Here is a 23,755-nt window from a genome sequence, read left to right as displayed (position 1 = left end):
TTCACACAACAACCGGCACACGAGTTAGCTTGTCTTTAGCGTTTTTGATCATATAGGCCCCGCCGGTTATTCGGTTTAAATGACCAGAACTATAGAGCTCTTAACCCTATGCCCTAGAGTCGCTCAATAATCATGGCGATACCCTGTCCGCCGCCAATGCAGGCCGCGGCAATACCGTAACGTCCATTCTTTTCATGGAGCGTGCGTGATAATGTTCCGGCCAGACGAATGCCCGTAGCACCCAGAGGGTGTCCCAAGGCAATAGCACCACCGTTAACGTTCACATTATGATGCTCTAGTCCTAGCCTGTTCATGGCATACAAGGGTACGACGCTGAACGCTTCATTAATCTCCCATAAGTCGATCTGATCAGCCCTCAGGTTTGCCATTGCCAATACCCTTTCTATCGCCGGCACCACTCCCTGCCCCATCAATTCTGGTTGAGTACCTCTATCTGCACAGGCAACAATCCGGGCCGTAGGTACAGCGCCGGTTATTGCAATGGCAGTTTCTGACATCAGCATCGCCACAGCAGCACCACTGGTTAACGGAGAGCTATTTCCTGCTGTTATTTCACCCTTTTCGGTAAATACCGGGTTCAACTCAGCTAATTTTTCCAAAGTGGTGGCGGCACGAATATTCGCGTCCTGGTCGAATGCTTTACCATCGGAATCGTCAACCGGGAGGATTTCACCGCTGTGATAACCCCGCAGCCGGGCTGCTTCGGATCTTTGATGGGAACTCAGGGCAAATTGATCCATCTCCTCGCGGCCAATCTTTCCCTTCGCCATCAAGGCTTCGGCGGTCAGGCCCATATTCATAGCGACACTCATGGTATAGCGCTGCGCAGTATTTTCAGGGACCGTCAAAACACCTGCTTTGAACAAAGCAGGTCCCATGGGAATCCGGGTCATATTCTCGTAGCCACCGGCGAAGGCAATATCAGCCGCTCCAGAGGCAATGATCAAAGAGCTGAAACGCATAGCAGCCAATCCGGAACCACATTGCTGATCAATGCTACGGCTGGCGCATTGATCACCCAGCGCGCTCTGAAATAGAGGGTAACGGCCACCGAAACTCCACTGATCCATGACGCTAAGGGCACAACCCACAGAAAGGTCATCGATCTTATCGGCGCCAACGCCCGTTTCCTGCAATGCGTTATCAATCAGCTTTGCCAGCAGGGTATCACCACGCAAGCCGGCCAGAGCATCCACTTCTGTCTTTTTAGGATTGGCGCGGCTGAATGCGGTCCGTTTATAATGAGTCAGGTATACAGGTTTCATCGTTACTCCAGTGTGCAACAGCGGCTAATAAAGATCGCATAGGGTTTCAGGATCGCCTGCTCCGTTTCATTTAAGCTCATAGCACACCCACCTCATCAGGAATAATCAGTTCGGCTTCGGTAATGGAGATCAGCTCTTCAATACTGATATCGGCAGCTTTTTCCCTCAAAACCAACCCATGTTCGGTCACATCCATCACGGCTTTCTCAGTTATAATTCGCGATACACAGTGCTTCGCTGTGAGCGGCAAACGACACTGGCGCAAAATTTTAGAGTTTCCTTTTTTATCGCAATGGGTGGTTAGCACAATGATTCGTGGTGTTTTCTGGGCGAGTTCCATCGCGCCACCAATCCCAGGCGAGAATTTACCTGGAATTTTCCAGTTAGCAAGATTGCCGGCTTGGTCTACCTCGAAGGCTCCAATCATGGTCAGATCCAGCTTTCCACGACGGATCATGGCAAAGGACACAGCACTGTCAAAATAGCTGCCGCCGGGTCGGGTGGAAATATAATTACCGGCGGAGTCAATCAAGAACGGATCGATCACATCTACCGATGGCTGCCCTGCAACGCCCAGGACGCCGTTCTCGGAATGAATCAGCACTTCCAGATTTTCAGGCAGGTAGTGCACCACCTGAGTCGGCAGTCCGATACCTAAATTGACAACATTACCAGGCCGAATTTCCTGCGCAGCCCGTTCAATTATGCGATTAATATCTGACATGATGATCCAGAACTCCGTATTCGTTAGACAACTGCGGCAGTACAACAACAGCATTCACAAAAATAGAAGGTGTATGTACCCGGCTTGGATGTATTGACCCGGGGGTTCCAAAGCACGACGTCTCAACAATGACATTATCTGCAGCCATCGCCATCAGCGGGCTGAAGTTCATTGCTGAACCCTGATAGACCAGGTTGCCATAACTATCGGCCTGGGCCGCATGGATCAGGGCAAATTCAGCTTTTTGTGCCATCTCTACAACGTAACGCTGCCCTTGCCACTCCATAATTTGTTCTGGCTGGATGATTTCTGAATCGATGCCAATATCTGACAAAAAGCCGAAAGTGCCAGCACCGGCGGTCCGGATCTTTTCTGCCAGAATTCCCTGAGGATGGAATTGCACCTCCAGCCGGCCGTCGTTCATCATCTCAATCACGGGCTTGTTCAGGCCCAGATGAGTGGTAATAAGTTTGTCGACCTGGCCATTCTCAATCAGCTTGCTGATACCAATACCACTTTCATTGGCATCATTCTTAATCAGGGTCAGATTACGCTGGCCCTGGCGCAATAGTTCATTGATCAGGCAGAACGGTGTGCCGGGACAGCCAAAGCCGCCCACCATAACCACCGCGCCTGCAGGAATCTGAGCGATGGCCTGTTCGATTGTCTGTTGCTTATTCATAGGTAGATACTTGCCAAAAATTGCTGGGTACGTTCATGCTGAGGGTTTAACCGCCATCCATAAAAATAACGCGGTCCGCTACTTTGCGGGTGAAATTCATTTCATGAGTTACGATCAGAGCAAGTGCTCATTTTTTGATCTATGAATCGATTATATGCAGGAAATAAATATATTGTAAATTATAATGTTTTTTCATTAGTTGATGATATTTAGTCATGATTCTGTATATTTCTTTGCTAACCCGGTTACATAAATCACGAATTCAGTCTCATAACAAAGAGGTGCCCGATGTCACAAATAAATCTTAATTCACTGAAATCTTTAGTTATTTTTAAGACACTTTATGAAACTGGCACAGCTACCCGTACTGCTAAGGATCTTAGTATTACCCAGTCTGGCGTTAGCCGCTCACTTGCGCAGTTGGAAGAGAATATAGGTATGCCGCTCTTTATCCGGCATAAAAAGCGATTGGTAGCGATGCCGGAAGCAGACGAACTTTACAGTGAGATTCTGGCGCTACTAGGTAATCTTGAGGAGATGAAGCATAGTATTGTGGCGTTACGCGAGTTTGGTGCGTCACGAATGCGTCTGGCGGCGGTGCCTGGATTGGGCTTTGCTTTTGTGCCCAAGATAATTGCTGCGGTGCTACAAATAAATCCAAGTTACAATATCTACTTCGATATAATGCCCAGTTCAGAAGTCGTCAGAGCGGTGGAATCAGGTCACTTTGATGCCGGATTTGTTACATTACCGGTAAATAGTCAGACTCTGATTGTGGATAAAATATGTGAAGTAGAAGCGGTTAGTCTGATCCCTTTGAATCATTCGTTGGCCAGTAAAGATATTATTACTATTGAAGACTTACAGGATCAGCATCTGGTTATCCCGAATCAACCTAACCTGGCAGCCGATCAGTTATTAATGCAAATTGCCCAGAATAATATACGAATCTCCGGTAAAACCGAGGCTAATATTGCGGCTATCTGCTCCTTAGTCGCCAATGGTGTTGGCATTAGCCTGATAAACCCAATCACTGCTTATGATCTTGCTGCCTTGGACCGGGTTGTCATTAAACCATTTAAACCAGCATTCAATTACAGTTTTGGTTTGGTCTATAAACGGAACTGGTCAGGCAATCAATTAATTAAACTTCTGAAAGAGAATTTGCCAGACATACCTGCTTAGCAAAGAGCAGATATGAAAATAATTCATACCTGCTCTGCGTGCACATCCACCTGGATGATGTGAAAGTGCGGGTGTATTTGCTGCTATGTTAACCACTTTTTCTCATGACTCTCACCCTGCCTTCTGAGCTTTTTCTATCTCTGCAAGAGCGGTATGAATAGCCTGAAAAATAAGTCGATCGGCTTCAACCGTATCATTTTCAGGAACGTCCCAATCCATTATTTCTCGGTATTTTTCTATCATGTCACGCAAGTCTTTAGTGATTCTTTCGTGATAGCGCTCAATTTCTATATTTTGCACATCGGTCATTTCGATACTCCGTCGGTAATAAATAATAACTTAAAACGTTGAATCATGAATTGGTACTATTCACAGTACTATTCACAGTACTATTAACACCTCACAACGACTACTCAGAACATGATGAGGGAGTGAGCCCAATAGCTTGTTTAGTCCTTTTCCTTGTTGGCCTAATTTGATGTTGTTCCTCGATGAAATCCGCATTTGTAGCGCTCTACTAATACCAGACAGCAACTTAGAGATAAAATCATCACTACAGTTGAAGTGATCCATGACCAACTGACATTCCCCACTGAGTTTAAGTGCGTAGCCGACGTGAAAGCTAATTACTTAATCGTAGGCTGATCCGCACTTCCTTCACGACGGCTAAAACTATACGCCAACATGGCAGTTGCCAGTACGCCAGCTAACAAAACAAACAACATTCGGTACTGTTCTACCGATGAGAGTTTGGCTGAAGTAGCCCACTCCATCAGCCATCCGCTACCACTCTGAATAATGGCGACACCGATCATACTTATTGCCGTCAGCACCGCCATGCCGCGACCATAGTACTGAGGCGAAAGAAAGGTACGGGAATGCGACATCAGCAGCGGATAATTATAACCAAACAAGCCAATCACAATGAAACATCCCATAGCGAAACCAGAGCCCCTGGCGGGATAATAAGCAAGAAGCATTAGTGCCAATAGCGTCAACATTGAAGTACACAGCACAACCCACTTTGTTTGCTGGAATCTGCGATCCGCCAATCCAAGCAGGAATGTCCCAACAGCCATAGAAACCGACATGGCCATCAGAATAAAACCCCGCTGGGTAGCACTGGCGGCAAAGATATCTGCCAGATAAGGGCCACTCCATAAGCCTCGAATAGCCATTAACACAGCATAGCTGGCCAGGAACATCGGCATCACCGTCCACAAACTACGTATGCTGCATATTTTAGCCATCCCCTTTAGCATTCGAACCAATGTCTCCTGAGAAACCTCTGGCCTATCACTCTCCATTGCGAACAAAAACAGGCAGGATATCAGTGCCGGAACCAGCATGATTAACTGCAGCGAGGAGCGCCACCCTAGCCATTGAGCCAACATTGCCAAAGGCGTAGTGCCCATTAAATCGCCCAGACTACCGACGGCTAACACCAGTGCCGTAACATAGGCAAAACGCTGAGGCGAGAATCGGCGGCCTATAAATAGCATAATCCCAACAAACACGGGAGCACAGCCAACACCGATTAACACTTGTGCCAATAACGCTTCATAGTAGGTTGTCGCGACACTAAAAAGCCAGGTTCCAAAAACAGCAAACCACATAAAACCAGCGATAGTTATACGCCCGCCAAACCTATCCAACGCAATACCAGTCGGAATCTGGGCCACAGCAAAGCTTAAAAAGAAACTTGAAGCCAACACGCCAAGCATCGCCTCATCCAACGCCAGATCGGCTGAGATTTCAGGAGCTATAACCGCAATCATGCCACGATAAAATAAACTGATCGAATAAGCAGAACAGAGCACGATAAGTTCACGCATTGTTACATCCTTGATTTGCCATAAAAAACGCCATAACTCATGTCATGACAATTCTCTATTGTGCGGCTAATAAGCTATTAAGCGTCCATGAAACCCGGTAACCAGAAGCTGAGTTCAGGAATAAATACGATATATACGATCGGTAAGTTCCCTAACAAGAAGTACTTAATAGTGGGCCCAATATAGTGCTGACAAGTTAACGCCAACAGCCGAATTAAAATGAGGAAATAAGCGTTAAGCGGTAGCTGCTATCCATTCTCTAAACACATCTTCCCTGAAATTTCGATAAATTTTCTGCTGAAACCATACCCTGATGTGTAATGAATAACATCAGGCATTAACTCGCAGTGAGCAACACGATAACACCCTGATTTATCGGTAACAATCTTACCGGGTTCCCCCGTTTGAACGCATCAGTCTCGTCGCCATCCTGATCAACAGCCCGCTACGGGTAATTGAAATAAAAGTACAACAAACGGCATGCTGGATGATGATTGACAGGAATCGGTGGCGCTTATACTTATCTTGGGATGATCTCATCTGCTGAATATCCAACAATACGAGTTAACGTGTCAGCGCCCGACAAAAGCTCAATCTTATTTGAGTTAACACCCCGTAGCGCGCCATAATACGTATTTACATCATTCGAGCCCATACTTTGGAAGCTATCACCGACTTCAAACAGCTCTTTTTATCCGATACCCCGATGTTAGACGTGCGTGCGCCTGTCGAATTCATTAACGGGGCTTTTCCCTGCAGCATTAATGCGCCATTGATGAATAACGATGAACGTAAAGCAGTCGGCACCTGTTATAAAAAACACGGTGCAGATGCAGCGGTTGAACTTGGCCACCAGTTAGTTTTTGGAGAGATAAAAGCTCAACGTGTACAACAGTGGCAAAACTTCGCTAACAAACACCCGAACGGGGTCTTGTATTGCTTTAGAGGAGGCCTACGGTCGCGTATTGCGCAACAATGGCTCAGTGACGCCGGCATAGACCGCCCCTATGTGGAAGGTGGCTATAAAGCTATGCGCACTTATCTGCTGAAGCAATTGCACCAGCGAGTCAACGACGGCAAGTTTCTTGTATTATCGGGTAAAACCGGCAGCGGTAAAACAGAAGTCATCAACGCTTGGCCGCATGCTATTGATCTTGAAGGCTTAGCCTGTCATCGAGGCAGTGCCTTTGGTAAAACCTTTGTGCCGCAGCCCGCGCAAATTGACTTCGAAAATGCTTGGTCAATCGCATGGTTAAAGCGTATTCAGGTGGATAGCTCCCCAATACTGATTGAAGACGAAGGGCATTTGATCGGCCGGGTTGTCGTGCTGCAAGAGTATTTAGCGGCGACTAAGTTTGCCAGTAATATTTTGCTCGAAGTGCCCTTCGAAGAACGCATTGCTCGTATTCGACGCGATTACTTTATGGATGCTTTCGAGCATTACCATAAAAATGACCCCAACACGGCTCACGATTTATTAGATGCGTTTATTCGAGAGGCGTTATTGCGCATTAAAAAACGCTTAGGGGGAGAACGTTTTACGTCTATTATCAAAACACTTGATGCGGCAATTATCGCACTGAAAAGCCAAAATCAGTGGTCTGGTTTTGACGACATTATTGATGCACTACTGAGTCAATATTACGATCCAATGTATGAATATCAGTACCAGAAACAGGCCGATAAAACTATTTTCAAAGGCTCACATGCTGAGATCATTCAATGGCTAGCCACAAGGTAATATGATGCAGCTCAATCATTCAACACGGATACTGATCACATTAGCGATATTGCTTGTGATTATGACAAACTGGCTGCCACAAATTGATCTGATTGCTCAACGGTTTTTATCCGATAGCATCAGCAGTAACGCCATTATTTTTGGCGTTGTGCGCACCTTAAATGGTGTTATCTCGGTGATTCAATCGACTGACATCGGCATTGGCGTCGCCAGCGTGAGTGTCGGTGAGATTCTCGACCCCGTTAATGACTTAATTGAACGTTTTTCGGCCTTACTGTTAGCTACGCTGACGGCATTGGGTATTGCGCAAGTACTGTTATTATTCACGCTGTCACTGCCTGTAAAAATTGTATTTACTGCCATGGCATTTGCGTGCGGATTGAGCTTATGGCTAAAGCCCGATTACTTACCCCGACTATTAAAATGGACGCTGTTAATTATTTTTATTCGTTTTATATTTGTACTTCAGGTTGGCGTAGTTTGGTTATTTGATTGGCTTTATTTTGATGCAACGGGTAAAGCAGCGTTGTCGGTTTTAGAGGCGACAATTGGTGTTGTAGAAAATTTAAAAGAATCGATAACAAGCATCAATCTGGGTGAATTAATATTTGGTTCTGATATACCCGTACTCAAAAACGAAGAACTAGGGGCGCAAATATCAAGCTCTGTGGTGACGCTTATTGTCGGCATGTTGTTCAAGAGTATTATTATTCCCGTGGGAACACTTTGGTTAGGCTACAAAGCGGTTGCCAGTGCCTTTATAAGAAACCATCACCATGCATGAACATGACTTAGTTTTTATCGGCGGCGGGCATACTCATTCTTTAGTGCTAAGAATGCTGGCGATGAAACCCATAAAAAATGTGCGTCTAACGCTCATTACCGATACGCTGCTAACGCCTTATTCAGGCATGCTGCCGGGTTACATTGCCGGACATTACAGCCTCGCAGAAACGCATTTAGACTTAAACAAACTCTGTAAAGCCGCCCAGGTGCGCCTGATTCACGGCCGTGTCAACGGTATTGATCTAGCTAATAAAACCATTCAATTAGAAAACCAGGCGAGCATCGGCTACGACAAAGTATCTATTAATACCGGCTCAACACCTAACGTAAGCATTGCCGGTGCGCGTGAATTTGGCGTTGGCGTAAAGCCTGTCAGCCAACTCACCGCTACCTGGCAAAAACTACTGGCCCAAAAAAATCAACAGGGCACGCCACATTGGGCTGTTATTGGCGGCGGTGCGGCAGGTATCGAAATGGTACTGGCTATTGCTCATCGATTTAGGCAAGCAGGCGATACGTTAAAGCTCTCATTAATACAATCGAGCGCTACATTACTACCGGGTTATCATCGCAATGTGCAAAAACAAGTGGCTACGGCACTCAAGCAGTACGGCATTGAATTAATCACTGGTTTTCGAGTATCCCGGGTCACAAAAAATGCCATTGAATCTAACGCGGGCAAAACACTCAGTATTGATCAGTCTATTTGGTGCACGCCTGCCACTGCGCCGGCATGGCCTGCGCTTGCAGGACTCGATACCGATGAGAGCGGCTTTATTGCGGTTAATGAATTTTTGCAAAGTACCTCGCATCAGAATGTCTTTGCCTGTGGTGATGTGGCGACAATGGTTACATCACCTCGACCCAAGGCGGGAGTCTACGCGGTGCGTTCGGCGCCGTTTTTGACTAAAAACTTAACGGCGGCATTTAGCCGGCAGACGATGCAGCCGGTGTCACTGCAAACCGATTTTTTATCGCTGATTTCACTCGGAGGCAAAAGTGCAGTGGGTCAACGCGGCTGGTTTAGCGTGAGTGGCGAATGGGTCTGGCGATGGAAAGATCAAATTGACCAAAAGTTTATGGCCTTGTTTTCTAAAAACCTGCCCGCCATGCCTACGATGGATAACGAACCCATGCATTGCGGAGGCTGCGGCAGTAAAATCGGACCCGCATTACTCAGCGACACACTTAAAGAGCTTAGTATTTTTCCAAACAAACACTTTGATACCGATTTAACACAAGCAGAAGATGCCGCCGTTGCTGCCGTCATTAACAACACATCGTTATTGCAAAGCATTGATGGTTTTCGCAGCTTTAGTGACGATTATTACAAGCTGGGTATCGCCGCGACACATCACGCCGTCAACGATTTATACGCCATGGGTGTGCAGCCATGTAGCGCTCAAGTGTGGGCAAATTTAAAGTTTGAACATCCGCGCTTGATCAAACGAGATTTTAAACGTTTGATGCAGGGCGTCACTGAAACCTTGCTTCAGCATGATACCACTTTAGTGGGAGGCCACAGTACCGAGGGCATAGAGACGCACTTAGCGTTAGTCGTCAATGGAGTGGGTAAATCCCCTTGGCAGAAGAACAGCCTGCAAGAAGGTGATTGGCTGCTTCTCAACAAGCCGTTGGGCACAGGCATTGTGCTCGCGGCAGATACCCAGGGTGTCGCTACAACTGAAAGTATTGAAGCGCTATGGTGTCATTTACTGCAATCAAATCGTGCGTTTTTTTTGGCGATAAAAAATAAAAAAATACACGCCGCTACCGATGTCACCGGTTTTGGTCTTATCGGGCATCTGTTAGAAATGCTTAAAGGCACGCCCTATTCTGTAAAAATCACAACAGGCAATGTTGCGCTCATCAGCGGCGCGCTTGAGCTCAGTCGTCAGGGGGTTGCGTCCACATTAATGCCACAATTAATCTGGATGCTCGATCAATGCGATACCGACAACATCGATATTGCGATGACTAAATGCTTGCTAGACCCGCAAACAAATGGCGGCTTACTCGTGTCGGTTACTGCAAACGTAGGCCGTGAAATTATGGCTAATACCGATGCAGTTAAAATTGGCGAGGTTTGTAGCGCTGAGGGCGATGCAAAAATTATTTTGCTAAAGTAATCGGCTAATTCCAGTTTATAATTTTATTAAGCTTGCCCATCGAAGGTTTGTAGTAGGTCCTAAAAGGACAGCCGCTTATCAATGCCATAACCTTGACGCTCTCGGTTCTGGCAGCATTCTTCTTGCTCTTTAAGTCAAGCTTATTGCGCCAATACTCAGTATCACCATCATTAGAATTGATAAGATCAACAGTAGCGGCCAAACAAAACGTAACCACTTCTCATAGGAGACCCGACCTATGGCGAGACCACCGACCACTACCGCCGAAGTCGGTGTAATCAGATTCACGATACCGCAGGCTGACTGGAAGGCTGTGACAACTAGCTCACGACCTACAGATGAAAAATCAGCCAGCGGAGCCATTATTGGCATACTCAATACCGCAAGACCTGACGTTGAAGGCACAAAAAATGAGAGTAAGACTTCGATCCAGTATATGACATTGATGAACACCACTGACGAATAACCTTTCACCGCTTCGGCTGCCGTATTCAGGATAGTGTCTGTAATATGTCCGGCATCCATCACCACCCCGATGCCACGGGCTATACCAATGATTAGGGCAACACCGAGAAGATCTCGCGCGCCGTCAACGAAGGCATCGGTAAATCCTTTTTCACCGATCCTGCCAATAAAACCGATAACAATTGAAGAACCAAGGAACAGTACCGACATTTTTGCCATCCACCAACCTTGTGAGGATACGCCCCAAATCATGACAGCAAAGGTCAGTACAAACGCCACCAAAATAATTTTCTGGGTTGTGGTAAGGCGTGCATCAGCGTCAGCCACATACTTAAGGAAAAAATCCTGATTGCTTTCTTTTTGCTCTGCCACTATGGATTTTGAAGGATCTTTGCGCACTCTCGTGGCATACCACATGACATAAGCCGTACAGATCAACCAACTCAAAACAAGAATAACTAAACGTAAATTAAGGCCATCAGTAAACGGAATACCTGCAGCATTAGAAGCAATAATGGTTGAAAATGGGTTGATAGTAGAACCCAGCACGCCAATTCCAGCACCGAGCAAGATGATAGCGACGCCCGTTATAGAATCATATCCTACGGCAATCATTACCGGAATAATGAGAATATAAAACGCGAGTGTTTCTGCCGCCATACCGTAGGTAGTACCACCGACGGCGAACAGCGCCATCATGATCGGAATCATCCATATTTCGTGACCCTTCATGGCAGACATCGCCCGTGCTATACCCGTATTAATAGAACCAGTAGAAGTAACTACGCCGAGAAAACCACCAATGATCAAGACAAAAAGTGCCACATCAATCGCGTTTGCTACGCCTGAATCAGGATCGTAAAAACCTTTTATAGGTGCCATCAGAATATCGGAGATACCCTGATGATTAGCCTCAACTAGCTGATAGGTCCCTGGCACAGGAACATCTCTAGCGAGCTCTTCATTGTATATCAGGTCGAATTGCCCTGCCGGCACGATCCAGGTTAGCGCAGCCATAAAAATAATCAGGCCGAAAAGAATCGTATATGAACTTGGAAATCTTGATTGTATGGCATTCACAGCACCCAAGTTATCTATGGGTGTTTGAGAAGTTTTCTCTGTTGAATTAGCCATTTTTACCCTTTACTCATTTTAAATACGATTTGAATTATAAATATCCCGGCTGCCCGGGACAGAGTGTTAAAAGTAGCTCCAATTGCCGGTGTTGCTCTTGGGAGTTGAATTCGCGCTTTAGTTCGTGTTGAAAGCCTACCACAAGGCAATTTGAACGAGTTGAAAATGAAGCGAATAATTTTTCAATGCACGAGCCGAGTGTTCCGGATCAATATTATTGACGAGTAAAGGCAGAATAAACGCTCTTTTACGTCCAATCTATTACGAAAAATAGTGCCTTTTACAATCACTTCCAGAGCCGGCAGCTAGATGTTATAGTTTTTATATTATTTAACTCTGAATAGGCTTAATTAAAGAATGGAAGAAAGACATAAAAACTTAAAGAGCGAAAAGCAAAAAACCATGATTAATAAAATCATAGCTAAAATTTCTGACGCTCATCCTTCTTTTTATTACCTTTCTACATCCGAAGTTGCGTTTGAAATCAAAACCTACATTGATACAACAGGCAACTTATCAAAGGAAGAGCAGGATTTACTTGAAAATTTAGATCATCGTGACATTCAAATGTTACTAAGCTTGCACAACTGACAAATCAGAATCAGTTGGGTCAAAATTATTTCTTTAAGCCAAGCGGTTCATGAGTATTGTTTATATTTGAATTTCAAACCGTTTCGCTTCGAACCCACGGCATCCTTGAATCTGGTTCATCGCATCGTTGTCTTGCAAATTCAGATTGATTCTTGATCTACTCGGCATCAATTTGAAGACGCTTACTCAAGGCTATTTGCTAACACAGGAAAGCACAAACAAAAACAGCCGCCCGGAGTAATCCGTAAGCGGCTGTTTTCGTTAAAAATTTGGTAGGACTAGGCGAATTCGAATCGCCGACCTCTACCATGTCAAGGGGTTAATTTCACAATACAGCGCATACCACGACTAACCAAATAGTAATTATAAATTCAATAATATCAGAAGCTTAAATACCACATTATGTGTTGCCATGGGTAATTAAGGTTGACAGAGGTATGTAGATTCTGGTCACATATTGGTCACACGGAGAAGCGACCTTTATGAATAATAAAAAATTCACTGTTGAAGTACTTTCCAACTTTGCTAATACCTCAGTAGAACGTGAGGAACTATGGGATACGGCCATTGGGGGTTTTTATGTCATCAGATTAAAGACTGCTATTTCTTATCGCTTAAAATACCGCAACACTGAAGGTAGACAAAGAACCTTTACTTTAGGCAAGTACCCTGGCCTCACACTAAACCAAGCACAACGAGAAGCTAAAAGAATCATTGGCCGCATTACTTCAGGTGAAGACGTACAGGAAGCCAAGCAGGGTATAAAAACGGAAGCCGCTAACCGACATTTTCAAACGTTGGGCGCTTACATCGAAGATATATACATAGCCTACCAAAAACGCAAAAAGTCCGGTGAACAAACAATCTCCACTATTAAAAAACACTTTCCGGCTTGGTTGCCGCTTCCAATGGGTAGCATTTCACCTAAAGACGTAAGGCGCTGGCAGGCAGAAAAAGAAACCAAAGGCCTCCATCATGAAACGATTAAACGGACATTTGGTGCTCTTAAAACATGCCTGAATCATGCTGTTAAAACTGGCACTATTGAAGCCCACCAGCTCACGGGATGCCAGCTTGATAAACCACACCTGACAGAAGATGAATTAGGCGCATCCGGTACAGGCCGCCGTTTTATGAGTGATAAAGAAACAATACTTTTCTTTAATGGTATCGAGGCTTATCAAGAAGAAAAACGCAGGCAGAGAAGAAACACCCTTGCCCACGGCAAACCATCTTTACCAGATCTTGATTCCTTAGAATTCGCAGACCATGTCAAACCTTGGATTATGACGATGTATTACACCGGGCTACGCCCGGGCGATCTATTTGGCCTTAGATGGGATCAAGTAAATTTAGACTTCCGCACTATTAGGAAAACTATTGAAAAGACAGCACACCATCAACCTGAGCCACGTACCTTCCCTATTTCTCACCCACTGATCTCCATCCTGAAAAGCTGGAAGAAACAAAACGGCAACCCAGCTACTGGTTATGTATTCCCAAGTGCTCGCACTGGCGGCCGCATGGATAAAACATCAATGCAAAAGCCTTGGCGAAAAATCAAAGACCTATCGGGCCTTCCTTCTGATATGGACCTTTACACATTAAGACATAACTTTGCTTCGCTTCTGATCCTCTTAGGAGCCGATCTCCTGACGGTTTCAAAGTTGATGGGACATACAGACATACAAACGACTATCAAGCACTATGGGCACTTAAAGCCAGACTTGGCGCGTGACTATGTTGACCTGTTCGCCAGTAAGAATACACCTGAAGTTCTTGCGGCTGATAATGACGTTATAACAAAGGTTGCTCGGAATTAGATCTTAAAAATTGGCAGCGCCTAGGGTAGCTCCCGAAAGCCTGAAACCCTATCAGGCTGGCGCTGTATTGATCAGGGGCACTAAGGAAAGTGTTTTATGAGCAAGCTGTTTAAACTTAAAAATTTTCTCACTGTTAACGCTACAGCTGATTATCTATCAGCAGTTTTCGAAGAAGAGGTAACAGTCGCAGACGTTTTGCAATTAGCTATGGAGAAGCATATCGCTTTATCCATCAATCTAATTAATCATGCGAAAGCCCGAATAGGAAAACCCATCCCTAGCGAGCAGGCAAAATTACTCATTTTCCTCCATTATCCCGGTGGTATGTTAAACGCAATGTCAAATGGATACTCGAACCCGATACTAGAAGATAAGGACCTTTCCGAAGAAGTTAAAATTGCAGCCCATAGAGCTTTAGCTGAGTTGGGTTTGAATGATGATCAACGGCAAGCATTAGAAAGTCTTACCTATCAGCTACCTGAAGGCACGACAATAAGTTTAGGTTATAAAGGACAGCACATACCTAAAAAAAACATAGTGATTGAGTTGGATGAACCCATGTCCGTACCTTCTATTGAGGGCATATGGGATCTACCTCTTATAGGCGCAGAAACGCTAGATTTACACAATACATTTTTCCATACACTACTTGGCGGACCGGAAATCGATTTAGTGAGCTTAGACGGCACGTGGCTTGTCAGTGAAAACAATGAACAATGGGCACAGCTGCAAAATCAATCAGATAAAAATACCAAACAAGAAGAAAGTGACATCGAGAGCAAGTACTACCCTGCCGACGGCTTGCCTGAAGATGCTGTTGTCATTATCCGACAGAAAGAAATCCAAAGGTTCGTTGACTCTCTTTCGGCGGCGGAACCCAAGGCTGAAAAGCCTTTAAAGCAAAGAGAAGAAACCACTTACTTACACATCATTGGCGGCCTGCTTAAGCAATTAACAGACTCACCTCGAATTAATCAATCAGCTGTAAGTACGAGATTAATAGAGGAATATGGAACCCTAGATGGTATATCACAATCGAACTTAGACAAAAAATTTGCCGCGGCTAATCAGGCAATAAAGGCAAATTCATAATACTTTAAAACCCTAACTAGGGTTTTCTCTTCCCTAGTTAGAATGATCGAAAGAACTCATCACAACATCATTGCCTCGTTCCCATTAAATAACGAGGCAGCAACATGACAAACTTCAGCGAACTTTCAAATAATCAGCCACTACGCTTTGATACTCATCAAGCGGCTGACTTCATTGGTTTCAAACCTTCCACACTAAAACTTTCCCGGGTTACTGGTATTTTAGCCGGTGTCAATTCGCCTACATATCGCAAGATGGGCCGTAAGGTTGTGTATGACCGTGTCGTTCTTGAAGTGTGGTTAAGCCAGTTTGAAAACCAACCGAACACAGCGGCTTAAGGGGAAGGATATGAAAAAGGAACTAGTAGCCGCCCCGACAGCGGCCACCAGCAATAAAGCAAAACCATTACCGCTGAAGATCATAGCACTAACTCACCTATTGAAACGATCGCTTATTACACTGGAGGCTACGAGTTTATACGGCGATACGGCGCTTCACTCCACAATAAGCACCCTAACCCATAAACACGGCTTAGTATTCCACCGTAAAAGGGTAACCCACCAGCACAGGCACGGGCGCTCTGTTTATTTTACGCGCTACACCTTAAGCGATGACAGCCGCGAAACAGCCGAGGCTCTTGTAAAGCACTACAAGGGAGCAGAAGCATGACCACTATCAAAACGCTGAAGTACTCACCAGAAGCAAAAATACCATTACACCGCCTACCCTTTATCAGCAAAAAATCACCTAACATTGGCGGCATGTCATTCTGGAGCGTACCAAAAACCGGAGGTTATGGGGGAGGCTGCAATACTGGTGAAGCACTTGCCTATAGCTACCTGAAACACCTTCGAGAGCACGGAAGCTCAACTTGCGGCACTCTTCAACTAATTGCGCTCTATATGCTTGAGACTGGAACAAGTGACGATTCGATCAAAGGGCAAGCCGTAGGGTTCTTTTCTACGCTTGAAGACTGGTTGGCCGCAGGTGCTCAAAAAGATGGAGCGAGTCTCGATGAGTTAAAAGAGACTTTTTTAATCCAACAAGCAAACCGTGGTCTTTCAGATATAAGCGACTCGTTAAATAACGAGGAGTAGCCGTGTTAGATATCATTCCTCAACTACTTCAGCGGTCAGATTATCTGGCCGTTGAAAACGGTCTCATAGTCTTACGTCCTAAGAGTGGCGACCTTGCCACTAGCGACAAATGGCTAAAAGAAAACCGCGAGTGGGTAATTCAAGAAATCCTAACCGCAACAGCTAAAGAGGGTTATATCTTTGCGGCCTATACAACCGGCTATTACAAAGGAGCTCACGGAGCTGGTGGGCTGACGTTGAATTTTAATAACATTGTGACCGGCATAAGCAGCTTTATTTCTTACAATGTCAGCCTAAAGCGCGAGAGAAGCACAAATTCAGGCAAGAAAGGCGAAGCACTTCCGAATGGTCGGTTCAATGCTGGAAAAAGCAGAGCCTTTCTACAATTCTGGAGCTCAACTGGTTTAAATAAACCTAAGCGCCCTTCCGGTTATCACGACTGTATGGGAAAGCTGAAAGAGATTGTTTTTACCGGTGAAGTTGTAAATGGAAAACTCAGTAAGCATTCATTTAAACCGCTAAACATTAGCATTGAAGAGATACAAAATACCTGTCAATTACCTGACAATCGCCTGACAAGCACCGGTCAATTACCTGACAACAGCCTGACAAGAAGACCTGACAAGGAAATAGTTCAAAGCCACGCATCACAAGGGCTTGAGCCTGTTTATAGTACGTGTACTAAAAAGCGCGTAATAAAGAATAAAGTAATTAAGAGTAAAGAAGTAAAGGAGATGAATCATAGCGTTAGTAGGTTAGAGAACCAAAGCACTGATGAATGGTTAGAAGAGTACAGCAACCAAGCCCTAGCAGAGAACTTCCAGCCAGACACACAATGATTTTTGCAATGCCTGATCTGTTAAGTTTTGTTATGGTTGAAAAGCGAATCACACGCCAAAAAGACACTAATGCAACACTATAGTTATGGAACGAGCAGTGCGCGCAAAACAAGGCCACATAGCAGTCAAATACCCCTAAGGAAACCCTATGGGGAACAGCGCAGAACATACCGCTTATTCAAGAATTAATATAATTAAGCGCAGACTTACACCATACCTGCTCAAGCGCCTGATAACGCGCATGAAGCTTTTCGAACGTCGCCCAGTGCAATCCTTTACGCTTGATGTATCCGCGACCGTTGCTGTAATCCTCAAATATGCGTTGCCCTAGCGCGTGCTTTTGATTAATCACTCGGTCCATATACCCCTGCTGCTGTGAAGTATAAGAAAGTTTGTAGCAGTGCCTACACTTAAACTCGACATGTAACCCGTATAGAAGCCCTACACGCTTATGACAGGAAGGACAGCTAAACCACAACCGGTCTCCACCAAAATGACAAGCGGTGCGTGTCAGCGCTACCATCTGTTTAACAGAATAAGGCTCCCCTATTCCATTGATCCTGTACTGCAAAACCAGTTCATCTTCGTAACTGTGAAACGATATGCTCCCACAAGGCCGACTACCTCGGAGCCAATTCAACGAACCTGTAACCCCGGGCACTAAAAACCCCTGCTTGCGCATAAAGCGTATATCAATCCGGTTTACTGTATCCGTTGTCGCTTTATTGCCCGCCCCTAATCGTCTCCCACTACCCGAACCACCCAAACGATTTCTCCCATTTTTTATCCGAAATCATTAGCAAGCTTTCCCCTATCACTATTTCTTCAGCGGCCATCTAGCCATCCGTTGCTATGTCAATCTGCTATACCCAAGACCAAACATCGATTAGTGTTTTCAATAAAAACAACACAACAACCCCAAGGCATAAAGCCGAAAATATAAACATAGGGACGGATGATATCTGTCGCAGTAAAGGGCTATCAAATATTGCTATTAGCACAACACCGATAACCGTTCCACCAAATCCCCACAACATTATATCCCCGAACCAGTCACGTTTTGGCAGCTCGCTGTCGTATTTTCCTTTATGCTCTTCAAACATCACAAACCCTCTTGCTTAATCTTAAAACTAGAAAGGCTTCACGATCCCGTATATTATTTTATTACTCATACACTTAAAATTACGTTCTTGCGTTTCAATTTCTCCGTAGGAGCCGTCAGAAATAAAAGAAACGGATAGAGTTTTTGTGATATTGCCCCAAGGCTTTTCTACCCCACATGGAGTAGTAGAGAAATCAGCTGTTACTTGTTTTATTCTATAATCAGACCATTTTGATTCTGGCGCCAAAATGAGCCCTGTGTCGGTTGCACCCCAGGAGACATCAGCTTCATCATTTTTTAGCTCTCGAACAAATGGAAATCTTTTTTCGCAAGCTTTTCGTGCGTGATAGATCAGGACTTTATCTTTATCTCCCATCATACTAAGCACACATTCATCATAATTAGCTGGATCTTGATCAAACCATCCTGCGCTCACAGGAAAGCTAAAAAACAAACCCACTAAAACTATCTTCTTCATAACATTTCCTTGTTATTGCTGGATTAACTGCGCACGTCATCCGTTGACGCCGCATTATTTATTTTTGATTTTCTTGTTTTAAAGATAATAAAGAAAACCGTTGTTATAAGCATGTGCGGAAGAAGTCCTGATATTGCCCTGACTGCGGATTGCCTTGCTGTTTCCATGAAAAGATCATCAGGCAATAAATACAGGATATACGCTCCCAAGCATGATGCTGTTATCCCGCCAACTATTACTAATGGCACTTGAACCCAAAGGCTGTTTTGTTTGTTTGCTATCAAGTGTGCAATTAATAAGTCAAAAAATATCGCTGCCATAACCCCTCCTTGTTTTAAATCCTACCCCCCGTAATTGCAAGGAACTGTAGGTTCTATTCCTTGCTCACCTAAACCTTCCGCTGAAGGACATGTCTTTTTGTGAGCAGAACGTACTTAAGTAACCTGTATGGTTTGAGTCAAATTCAGTGAACCAAAAAACTTTTCAGATGAGTATTAAAAATATGATTACCATCTAACTTACTGTGTACTGGTAATTCCTGAATTGCCCATTGATAAAAATGTCCGTTTTTATAGGAAACAACTGCGTATTTGTTAATTATTACGCCTTGCATTTTATATTGAATTTCAAATATCGCGGACTGGTTTCCATTGATGGTTTTTTGCATATAAGACAATACACTACCGCCAACAGCAAGTGACTGACCGTGAACATAGTTTTTTATAGCTTTCGCCAAGGTTGCATTTGTGAAATTTGTTTTGCCGATTTGATAGGTGGCAGTATAAATAATCAATGAGTTTTCGTCAGTATAACTGTAGCTTCTGTGCTTGCCTGAACCAGCACCAAGCTCTGCTTCATATATTGGTACGCCTCCAAATACAGCACGATATTTCCCATCAATATCGTATGCCTTGTACTCCGCATGGCAAACACTCGAAGCAATGGCTAAGATAATTCCAATAAACCATATTTTTTTAAGCACAATATATTCCTTTATATTTATGAAGTTATCAGCCTAATACCAAAAGTCCCCTTCCATAACATCATGCTGTTTACCTCGTTAGAACATTTTCCCAAGCATCCGCATCTTTGGCTCATCGACAAACAGCCGGACAATTTTATCCGCACCAGCACCTACGCAGCATTGAAGGAATCTTTTGCACGAAGGCTTCCGATAAATGTTCCAACAGCTAATAATAAAGATCAGGGCTTCATAACGCTTTGCCCCCTTAACAAAGGGACACATATTAGGACTGGAGGCGCATAAATTTATAAATCAATAACTTGAAGATATAATGGAGTAGTGTCGATCGACGACAAAAGACGCTTCCATGCTCTTGTTGTTATTCATTCCTTTACCATGATCTTAAAGCAGCTGCTTTAAAGATCAATGAGTGATCACTATTTTTTCCTGCTCTGTATTTTTTGTGTCTTATTTTAAATCTTATTGACACTGAGAACATCATGCCTCTACCTCATACATACAGATAATAGACACGAGGTTTTCTTTTATCGGATACTGAACACAGGCAGGAAGCCTTAAAGCATACAAGGAGGATATATGGCAACGCAACAAGACAACCACCAGCAAGGCGCTGTAATGGCTCTCAACGGCTGGAGCATTCAAGACATACAAACCTTTGGCTTAAAGCTAAATATGCCGCACGATGTCACAGAACAGATGATAGACGGTTATATTCACGCATTAAAAAACTTGTTCCACACTAAGCACCTACAGCTTGCAATCAGCATAAGCCCATTATCGGTGGTCACAGGGACCAGCGTTAACATATTGTCATCCAAGACAACAAAAAAAGCATTTGGTTAGGACGCGACTAATGTCTGATCTTGTATTAATTATTATAGTAGCCGGCGCTCTGGCAAATCCCAATATTGCCTTTTTGCTGGTGGCTCTTTGGTTGTACTACTTATTTAAAAAATGATTCCTGTAAGTGCTCACCAACTCTAAGTCCATGACAGGTTTAACCTCCCATTATTAGAGTTTGTGACATGTCACTCCTGGCCCCCATTGGTGGTTTGGATGTTAATACCCTTAAACAGGGTAATTGTCTGCAATACAGGATGCTAAGAATGCGCTCACCTATTTACTTACGGTATTTGCAAAGAGTGCCATATATCCTCCTTGAAGCACCGCCTTTGTGATGTATAACCAGCAGCCCCCCCTTATTAGCGCTGAGCTCACAAACAGCATCTATCTAAACATCCTGTGCTATATTAATTCGCTATATAGGGAAGACATAATCACAGGACGTTCAGTATGGATAAAAAGCAGCTAACCGAAGCCGATATCATCAGTAAGTTTATCCTACCTTCTTTGGAATCAGCCGGTTGGAACTCAATGACTCAGATTCGTCAGGAAGTAAAACTTCGTGATGGTAAGGTGATTGTCCGTGGTCAGCTGGGCGTTCGTAAAACCGTTAAATCAGCCGATATTGTCCTCTATCATAAGCTTAATATGCCGCTGGCAGTCATCGAAGCCAAAGCCAACAAACACGAGATCGGCAAAGGGATGCAACAGGGCTTAGATTATGCCCGTTTGTTGGATGTGCCCTTTATCTTTGCTAGTAACGGTGATGGTTTTGTCTTTCACGATAAAACAAATCTTCAGGCACTCGAAACAGAGATTCGCCTCGAAGACTTCCCAACCCCCGCGCAGCTTTGGCACAAGTATTGTGCCTGGAAAGGCTACACCGATGCGCAACTGCCTATCATAACTCAAGACTACTACGATGATGGCAGCGATAAAGCGCCTCGTTATTACCAGCTACAAGCCATTAACAAAACCATAGAAGGCATATCGTCAGGGCAAAACCGTATCTTGTTAGTCATGGCCACGGGAACCGGTAAAACCTACACCGCCTTTCAAATCATTTGGCGCTTATGGAAAGCACGGCAGAAGAAGCGCATTCTCTTTTTGGCCGACCGTAACATTCTTATTGATCAAACCCGCTTAAACGACTTTCAGCCTTTCGGCCAGGCTATGACCAAAATCACCGGCCGTACGGTCGACCCGGCCTATGAAATCCACCTTGCCCTTTACCAAGCGCTCACCGGCCCGGAAGAACAGCAAAAGGCGTATAAGCAGGTTGATAGAGACTTCTTTGATCTGATTGTCATCGACGAGTGCCATCGTGGCAGCGCATCAGAAGATAGCGCGTGGCGCGAGATACTGGAGTACTTCAGCAGCGCCACCCAAATAGGGTTAACCGCCACCCCTAAAGAGAGTGAGACAGTATCCAATACCGATTACTTCGGTGATCCTGTGTATACCTATTCGCTGAAAGAAGGCATTGAAGATGGTTTTCTAGCCCCTTACAAGGTGGTGCGTGTCGATATCGACATCGATGTTCAGGGTTGGCGCCCCACCAAAGGCCAGGTCGATAACAATGGCGAAGTGATAAAAGATCGCATCTACAACCTTAAAGATTTTGATCGTACGCTGGTGGTGGATGAGCGTACCCAGCTGGTGGCCGAAACGATCACCGCTTACCTCAGGCGCACCGACCCGATGGCTAAAACCATTGTCTTTTGTAACGATATCGATCATGCCGAACGTATGCGTCGCGCTTTGGTGAATCTCAACCCGGAGCAGGTAGCCAAGAACGAAAAATATGTGATGAAGATCACCGGTGATGATGAACTCGGCAAAGCGCAGCTGGATAACTTTATCAATCCTAAAAAAGCCTACCCCGTGATTGCCACCACATCTGAGCTGATGAGCACTGGCGTGGATGCCAAAACCTGCAAGCTGGTGGTGCTGGATCAGAACATCCAGTCCATGACCAAATTCAAGCAGATTATCGGGCGTGGCACGCGTATTGATGACCGTTACAACAAGCTATGGTTTACCATTCTCGACTTTAAAAAGGCAACCGAGCTATTTGCCGATGAGCGCTTTGATGGCGTACCTGAGAAAATCTTAGTGGTTAAGCCAGAGCGCATCACCGATGAAGACGACACCACCTTTATTGACGAGCTGAACAGCGGCGAATCGACCCGCCAGGATGCTGACGAGCCATCAGAACAAAACGATATTGCCGACGAACACGGCGACTATACAGCCGACATATCCGAATGGATTCAAGACGGTGAAACCACTGGCGGCGAATTGGGTTCAGATTATGTAAAATACCGGGTGTCCGGTGTGACGGTAAAAAAACTCGCCGAACGGGTCCAATATTACGATACCGATGGCAAGCTGGTGACCGAATCCTTTAAAGACTACACCCGCAAAGCCGTGAAACAGCAATTTGCATCACTGGACGCGTTTACGCGTAAGTGGCAAGCGGCTGATCGCAAACAGGCTGTCATCGACGAGCTGGCCGAGAACGGTGTGATCTGGGAAGCCTTGCTGGGCGACATCAATAATACGATGGACCCCTTCGACCTTATCTGCCACATGGTATTTGATCAACCACCGCTCACCCGTAAAGAGCGCGTGGATAACGTCAAAAAGCGTAACTACTTTACCAAGTACTCAGATACCGCCCAAAAAGTACTCGAAGCGCTCCTGGATAAATATGCCGATGCTGGCATTCAAGAGATCGAAAGCATGGATGTGCTCAAGGTTAAACCGCTGGATCAACTCGGTAACACCCTACAAATCATTAAAAACGGCTTCGGTGGCAAGCCGCAGTACCACCAAGCCATTACCGAACTGGAAGCCGAGTTATACCGCGACTTTCCTCACTCGGCCTGACTCTCGACCCGATCGACCTCATTGTTAGCAGGCAGACCATTAACGG

Annotated in this window: 24 protein-coding genes; 13 read left to right on the top strand and 11 right to left on the bottom strand. The window is 44.9% G+C overall.

Features of this window, described 5'->3' with window-relative positions:
* Positions 1–113: 113 nt before the first annotated feature.
* The 3 genes from Nant_RS03915 to Nant_RS03905 all read right to left on the bottom strand — a co-directional run bounded on the left by Nant_RS03915 (position 114) and on the right by Nant_RS03905 (position 2,692).
* Positions 114–1,286 (bottom strand): acetyl-CoA C-acyltransferase, encoded by a 1,173-nt coding sequence (locus Nant_RS03915; protein ID WP_054340321.1) that lies wholly within the window; start codon positions 1,284–1,286, stop codon positions 114–116.
* A gap of 76 nt (positions 1,287–1,362) precedes the next feature.
* A complete protein-coding gene (locus Nant_RS03910) occupies positions 1,363–2,010 on the bottom strand; it encodes a 3-oxoacid CoA-transferase subunit B (RefSeq protein WP_179078932.1) in 648 nt (215 codons plus the stop codon).
* Positions 1,997–2,692 (bottom strand): CoA transferase subunit A, encoded by a 696-nt coding sequence (locus Nant_RS03905; RefSeq protein ID WP_054340320.1) that lies wholly within the window; start codon positions 2,690–2,692, stop codon positions 1,997–1,999. The genes Nant_RS03910 and Nant_RS03905 overlap by 14 nt, the downstream gene beginning before the upstream one ends.
* Positions 2,693–2,980: 288 nt before the next feature.
* On the opposite strand from Nant_RS03905, the gene Nant_RS03900 reads away from it, so the two are divergent.
* Positions 2,981–3,877, top strand: a complete 897-nt coding sequence (locus Nant_RS03900) for a LysR family transcriptional regulator (RefSeq protein WP_054340319.1) — start codon at positions 2,981–2,983, stop codon at positions 3,875–3,877.
* Positions 3,878–3,988: 111 nt separating this feature from the next.
* Here Nant_RS03900 and Nant_RS03895 read toward each other — a convergent pair whose 3' ends face one another.
* The gene (locus Nant_RS03895) at positions 3,989–4,186 is read right to left on the bottom strand and encodes a hypothetical protein (protein WP_054340318.1); all 198 of its coding nucleotides are present in this window, start codon (positions 4,184–4,186) and stop codon (positions 3,989–3,991) included.
* 317 nt (positions 4,187–4,503) lie between these two features.
* Positions 4,504–5,712, bottom strand: a complete 1,209-nt coding sequence (locus Nant_RS03890; RefSeq protein WP_054340317.1) for an MFS transporter — start codon at positions 5,710–5,712, stop codon at positions 4,504–4,506.
* A 658-nt stretch (positions 5,713–6,370) separates the two neighbouring features.
* Here Nant_RS03890 and mnmH point away from each other — a divergent pair.
* Genes mnmH through selD form a run of 3 tightly spaced genes read left to right on the top strand, consistent with a single transcriptional unit; the run spans position 6,371 to position 10,368 of the window.
* Positions 6,371–7,453, top strand: coding sequence for a tRNA 2-selenouridine(34) synthase MnmH (gene mnmH, locus Nant_RS03885; protein WP_054340316.1), 1,083 nt, complete (start codon positions 6,371–6,373; stop codon positions 7,451–7,453).
* Between the two features lies 1 nt (position 7,454).
* Complete coding sequence (locus Nant_RS03880; protein WP_054340315.1) at positions 7,455–8,237, top strand: hypothetical protein; 783 nt, start codon at positions 7,455–7,457, stop codon at positions 8,235–8,237.
* Positions 8,230–10,368: a selenide, water dikinase SelD gene (gene selD, locus Nant_RS03875; RefSeq protein ID WP_054340314.1), complete on the top strand. Its 2,139-nt coding sequence runs from the start codon at positions 8,230–8,232 to the stop codon at positions 10,366–10,368. Before Nant_RS03880 ends, selD begins: the two co-directional genes overlap by 8 nt.
* Positions 10,369–10,497: 129 nt before the next feature.
* On the opposite strand, the gene Nant_RS03870 is transcribed toward selD, so the two are convergent.
* Complete coding sequence (locus Nant_RS03870; protein ID WP_082400059.1) at positions 10,498–11,967, bottom strand: YfcC family protein; 1,470 nt, start codon at positions 11,965–11,967, stop codon at positions 10,498–10,500.
* A gap of 357 nt (positions 11,968–12,324) precedes the next feature.
* Here Nant_RS03870 and Nant_RS03865 point away from each other — a divergent pair, with 357 nt between their 5' ends.
* From Nant_RS03865 to Nant_RS03835, 7 genes are all read left to right on the top strand, one after another.
* The gene (locus Nant_RS03865; protein WP_054340313.1) at positions 12,325–12,558 is read left to right on the top strand and encodes a hypothetical protein; all 234 of its coding nucleotides are present in this window, start codon (positions 12,325–12,327) and stop codon (positions 12,556–12,558) included.
* Between the two features lie 482 nt (positions 12,559–13,040).
* Positions 13,041–14,381, top strand: a complete 1,341-nt coding sequence (locus Nant_RS03860) for a site-specific integrase (RefSeq protein WP_054340312.1) — start codon at positions 13,041–13,043, stop codon at positions 14,379–14,381.
* 96 nt (positions 14,382–14,477) lie between these two features.
* A complete protein-coding gene (locus Nant_RS03855) occupies positions 14,478–15,473 on the top strand; it encodes a hypothetical protein (RefSeq protein WP_054340311.1) in 996 nt (331 codons plus the stop codon).
* Between the two features lie 104 nt (positions 15,474–15,577).
* Positions 15,578–15,811, top strand: coding sequence for a hypothetical protein (locus Nant_RS03850; protein WP_054340310.1), 234 nt, complete (start codon positions 15,578–15,580; stop codon positions 15,809–15,811).
* Positions 15,812–15,821: 10 nt separating this feature from the next.
* A complete protein-coding gene (locus Nant_RS03845) occupies positions 15,822–16,142 on the top strand; it encodes a helix-turn-helix domain-containing protein (protein WP_054340309.1) in 321 nt (106 codons plus the stop codon).
* Positions 16,139–16,570, top strand: coding sequence for a hypothetical protein (locus Nant_RS03840; RefSeq protein WP_054340308.1), 432 nt, complete (start codon positions 16,139–16,141; stop codon positions 16,568–16,570). The genes Nant_RS03845 and Nant_RS03840 overlap by 4 nt, the downstream gene beginning before the upstream one ends.
* 2 nt (positions 16,571–16,572) lie before the next feature.
* Positions 16,573–17,409 (top strand): hypothetical protein, encoded by an 837-nt coding sequence (locus Nant_RS03835; protein WP_054340307.1) that lies wholly within the window; start codon positions 16,573–16,575, stop codon positions 17,407–17,409.
* 178 nt (positions 17,410–17,587) lie between these two features.
* On the opposite strand, the gene Nant_RS21220 is transcribed toward Nant_RS03835, so the two are convergent.
* The 5 genes from Nant_RS21220 to Nant_RS03810 all read right to left on the bottom strand — a co-directional run bounded on the left by Nant_RS21220 (position 17,588) and on the right by Nant_RS03810 (position 19,971).
* Positions 17,588–18,175 (bottom strand): hypothetical protein, encoded by a 588-nt coding sequence (locus Nant_RS21220; RefSeq protein ID WP_143773544.1) that lies wholly within the window; start codon positions 18,173–18,175, stop codon positions 17,588–17,590.
* Between the two features lie 97 nt (positions 18,176–18,272).
* Positions 18,273–18,512 (bottom strand): hypothetical protein, encoded by a 240-nt coding sequence (locus Nant_RS03825; RefSeq protein WP_054340305.1) that lies wholly within the window; start codon positions 18,510–18,512, stop codon positions 18,273–18,275.
* Between the two features lie 27 nt (positions 18,513–18,539).
* The gene (locus Nant_RS03820) at positions 18,540–18,989 is read right to left on the bottom strand and encodes a hypothetical protein (RefSeq protein WP_054340304.1); all 450 of its coding nucleotides are present in this window, start codon (positions 18,987–18,989) and stop codon (positions 18,540–18,542) included.
* A gap of 23 nt (positions 18,990–19,012) precedes the next feature.
* On the bottom strand, positions 19,013–19,309 hold the full coding sequence (locus tag Nant_RS03815) for a hypothetical protein (protein WP_054340303.1): 297 nt from the start codon (positions 19,307–19,309) through the stop codon (positions 19,013–19,015).
* A 143-nt stretch (positions 19,310–19,452) separates the two neighbouring features.
* Positions 19,453–19,971, bottom strand: a complete 519-nt coding sequence (locus Nant_RS03810) for a hypothetical protein (protein WP_054340302.1) — start codon at positions 19,969–19,971, stop codon at positions 19,453–19,455.
* A gap of 579 nt (positions 19,972–20,550) precedes the next feature.
* On the opposite strand from Nant_RS03810, the gene Nant_RS03805 reads away from it, so the two are divergent.
* Both Nant_RS03805 and hsdR read left to right on the top strand, forming a co-directional pair.
* Positions 20,551–20,817 (top strand): hypothetical protein, encoded by a 267-nt coding sequence (locus tag Nant_RS03805; protein ID WP_054340301.1) that lies wholly within the window; start codon positions 20,551–20,553, stop codon positions 20,815–20,817.
* A gap of 450 nt (positions 20,818–21,267) precedes the next feature.
* Positions 21,268–23,709 carry an EcoAI/FtnUII family type I restriction enzme subunit R gene (gene hsdR / locus Nant_RS03800; RefSeq protein WP_054340300.1) on the top strand — a complete coding sequence of 814 codons (2,442 nt, stop codon included), beginning with the start codon at positions 21,268–21,270 and terminating at the stop codon, positions 23,707–23,709.
* The last annotated feature ends 46 nt before the right edge of the window (positions 23,710–23,755 follow it).

The organism is Neptunomonas antarctica (assembly GCF_001305295.1).
Taxonomy (GTDB): domain Bacteria; phylum Pseudomonadota; class Gammaproteobacteria; order Pseudomonadales; family Balneatricaceae; genus Neptunomonas; species Neptunomonas antarctica.
Note: the sequence above shows the minus strand (reverse complement) of the source record. Positions and strands in the feature narration are given on the sequence as shown.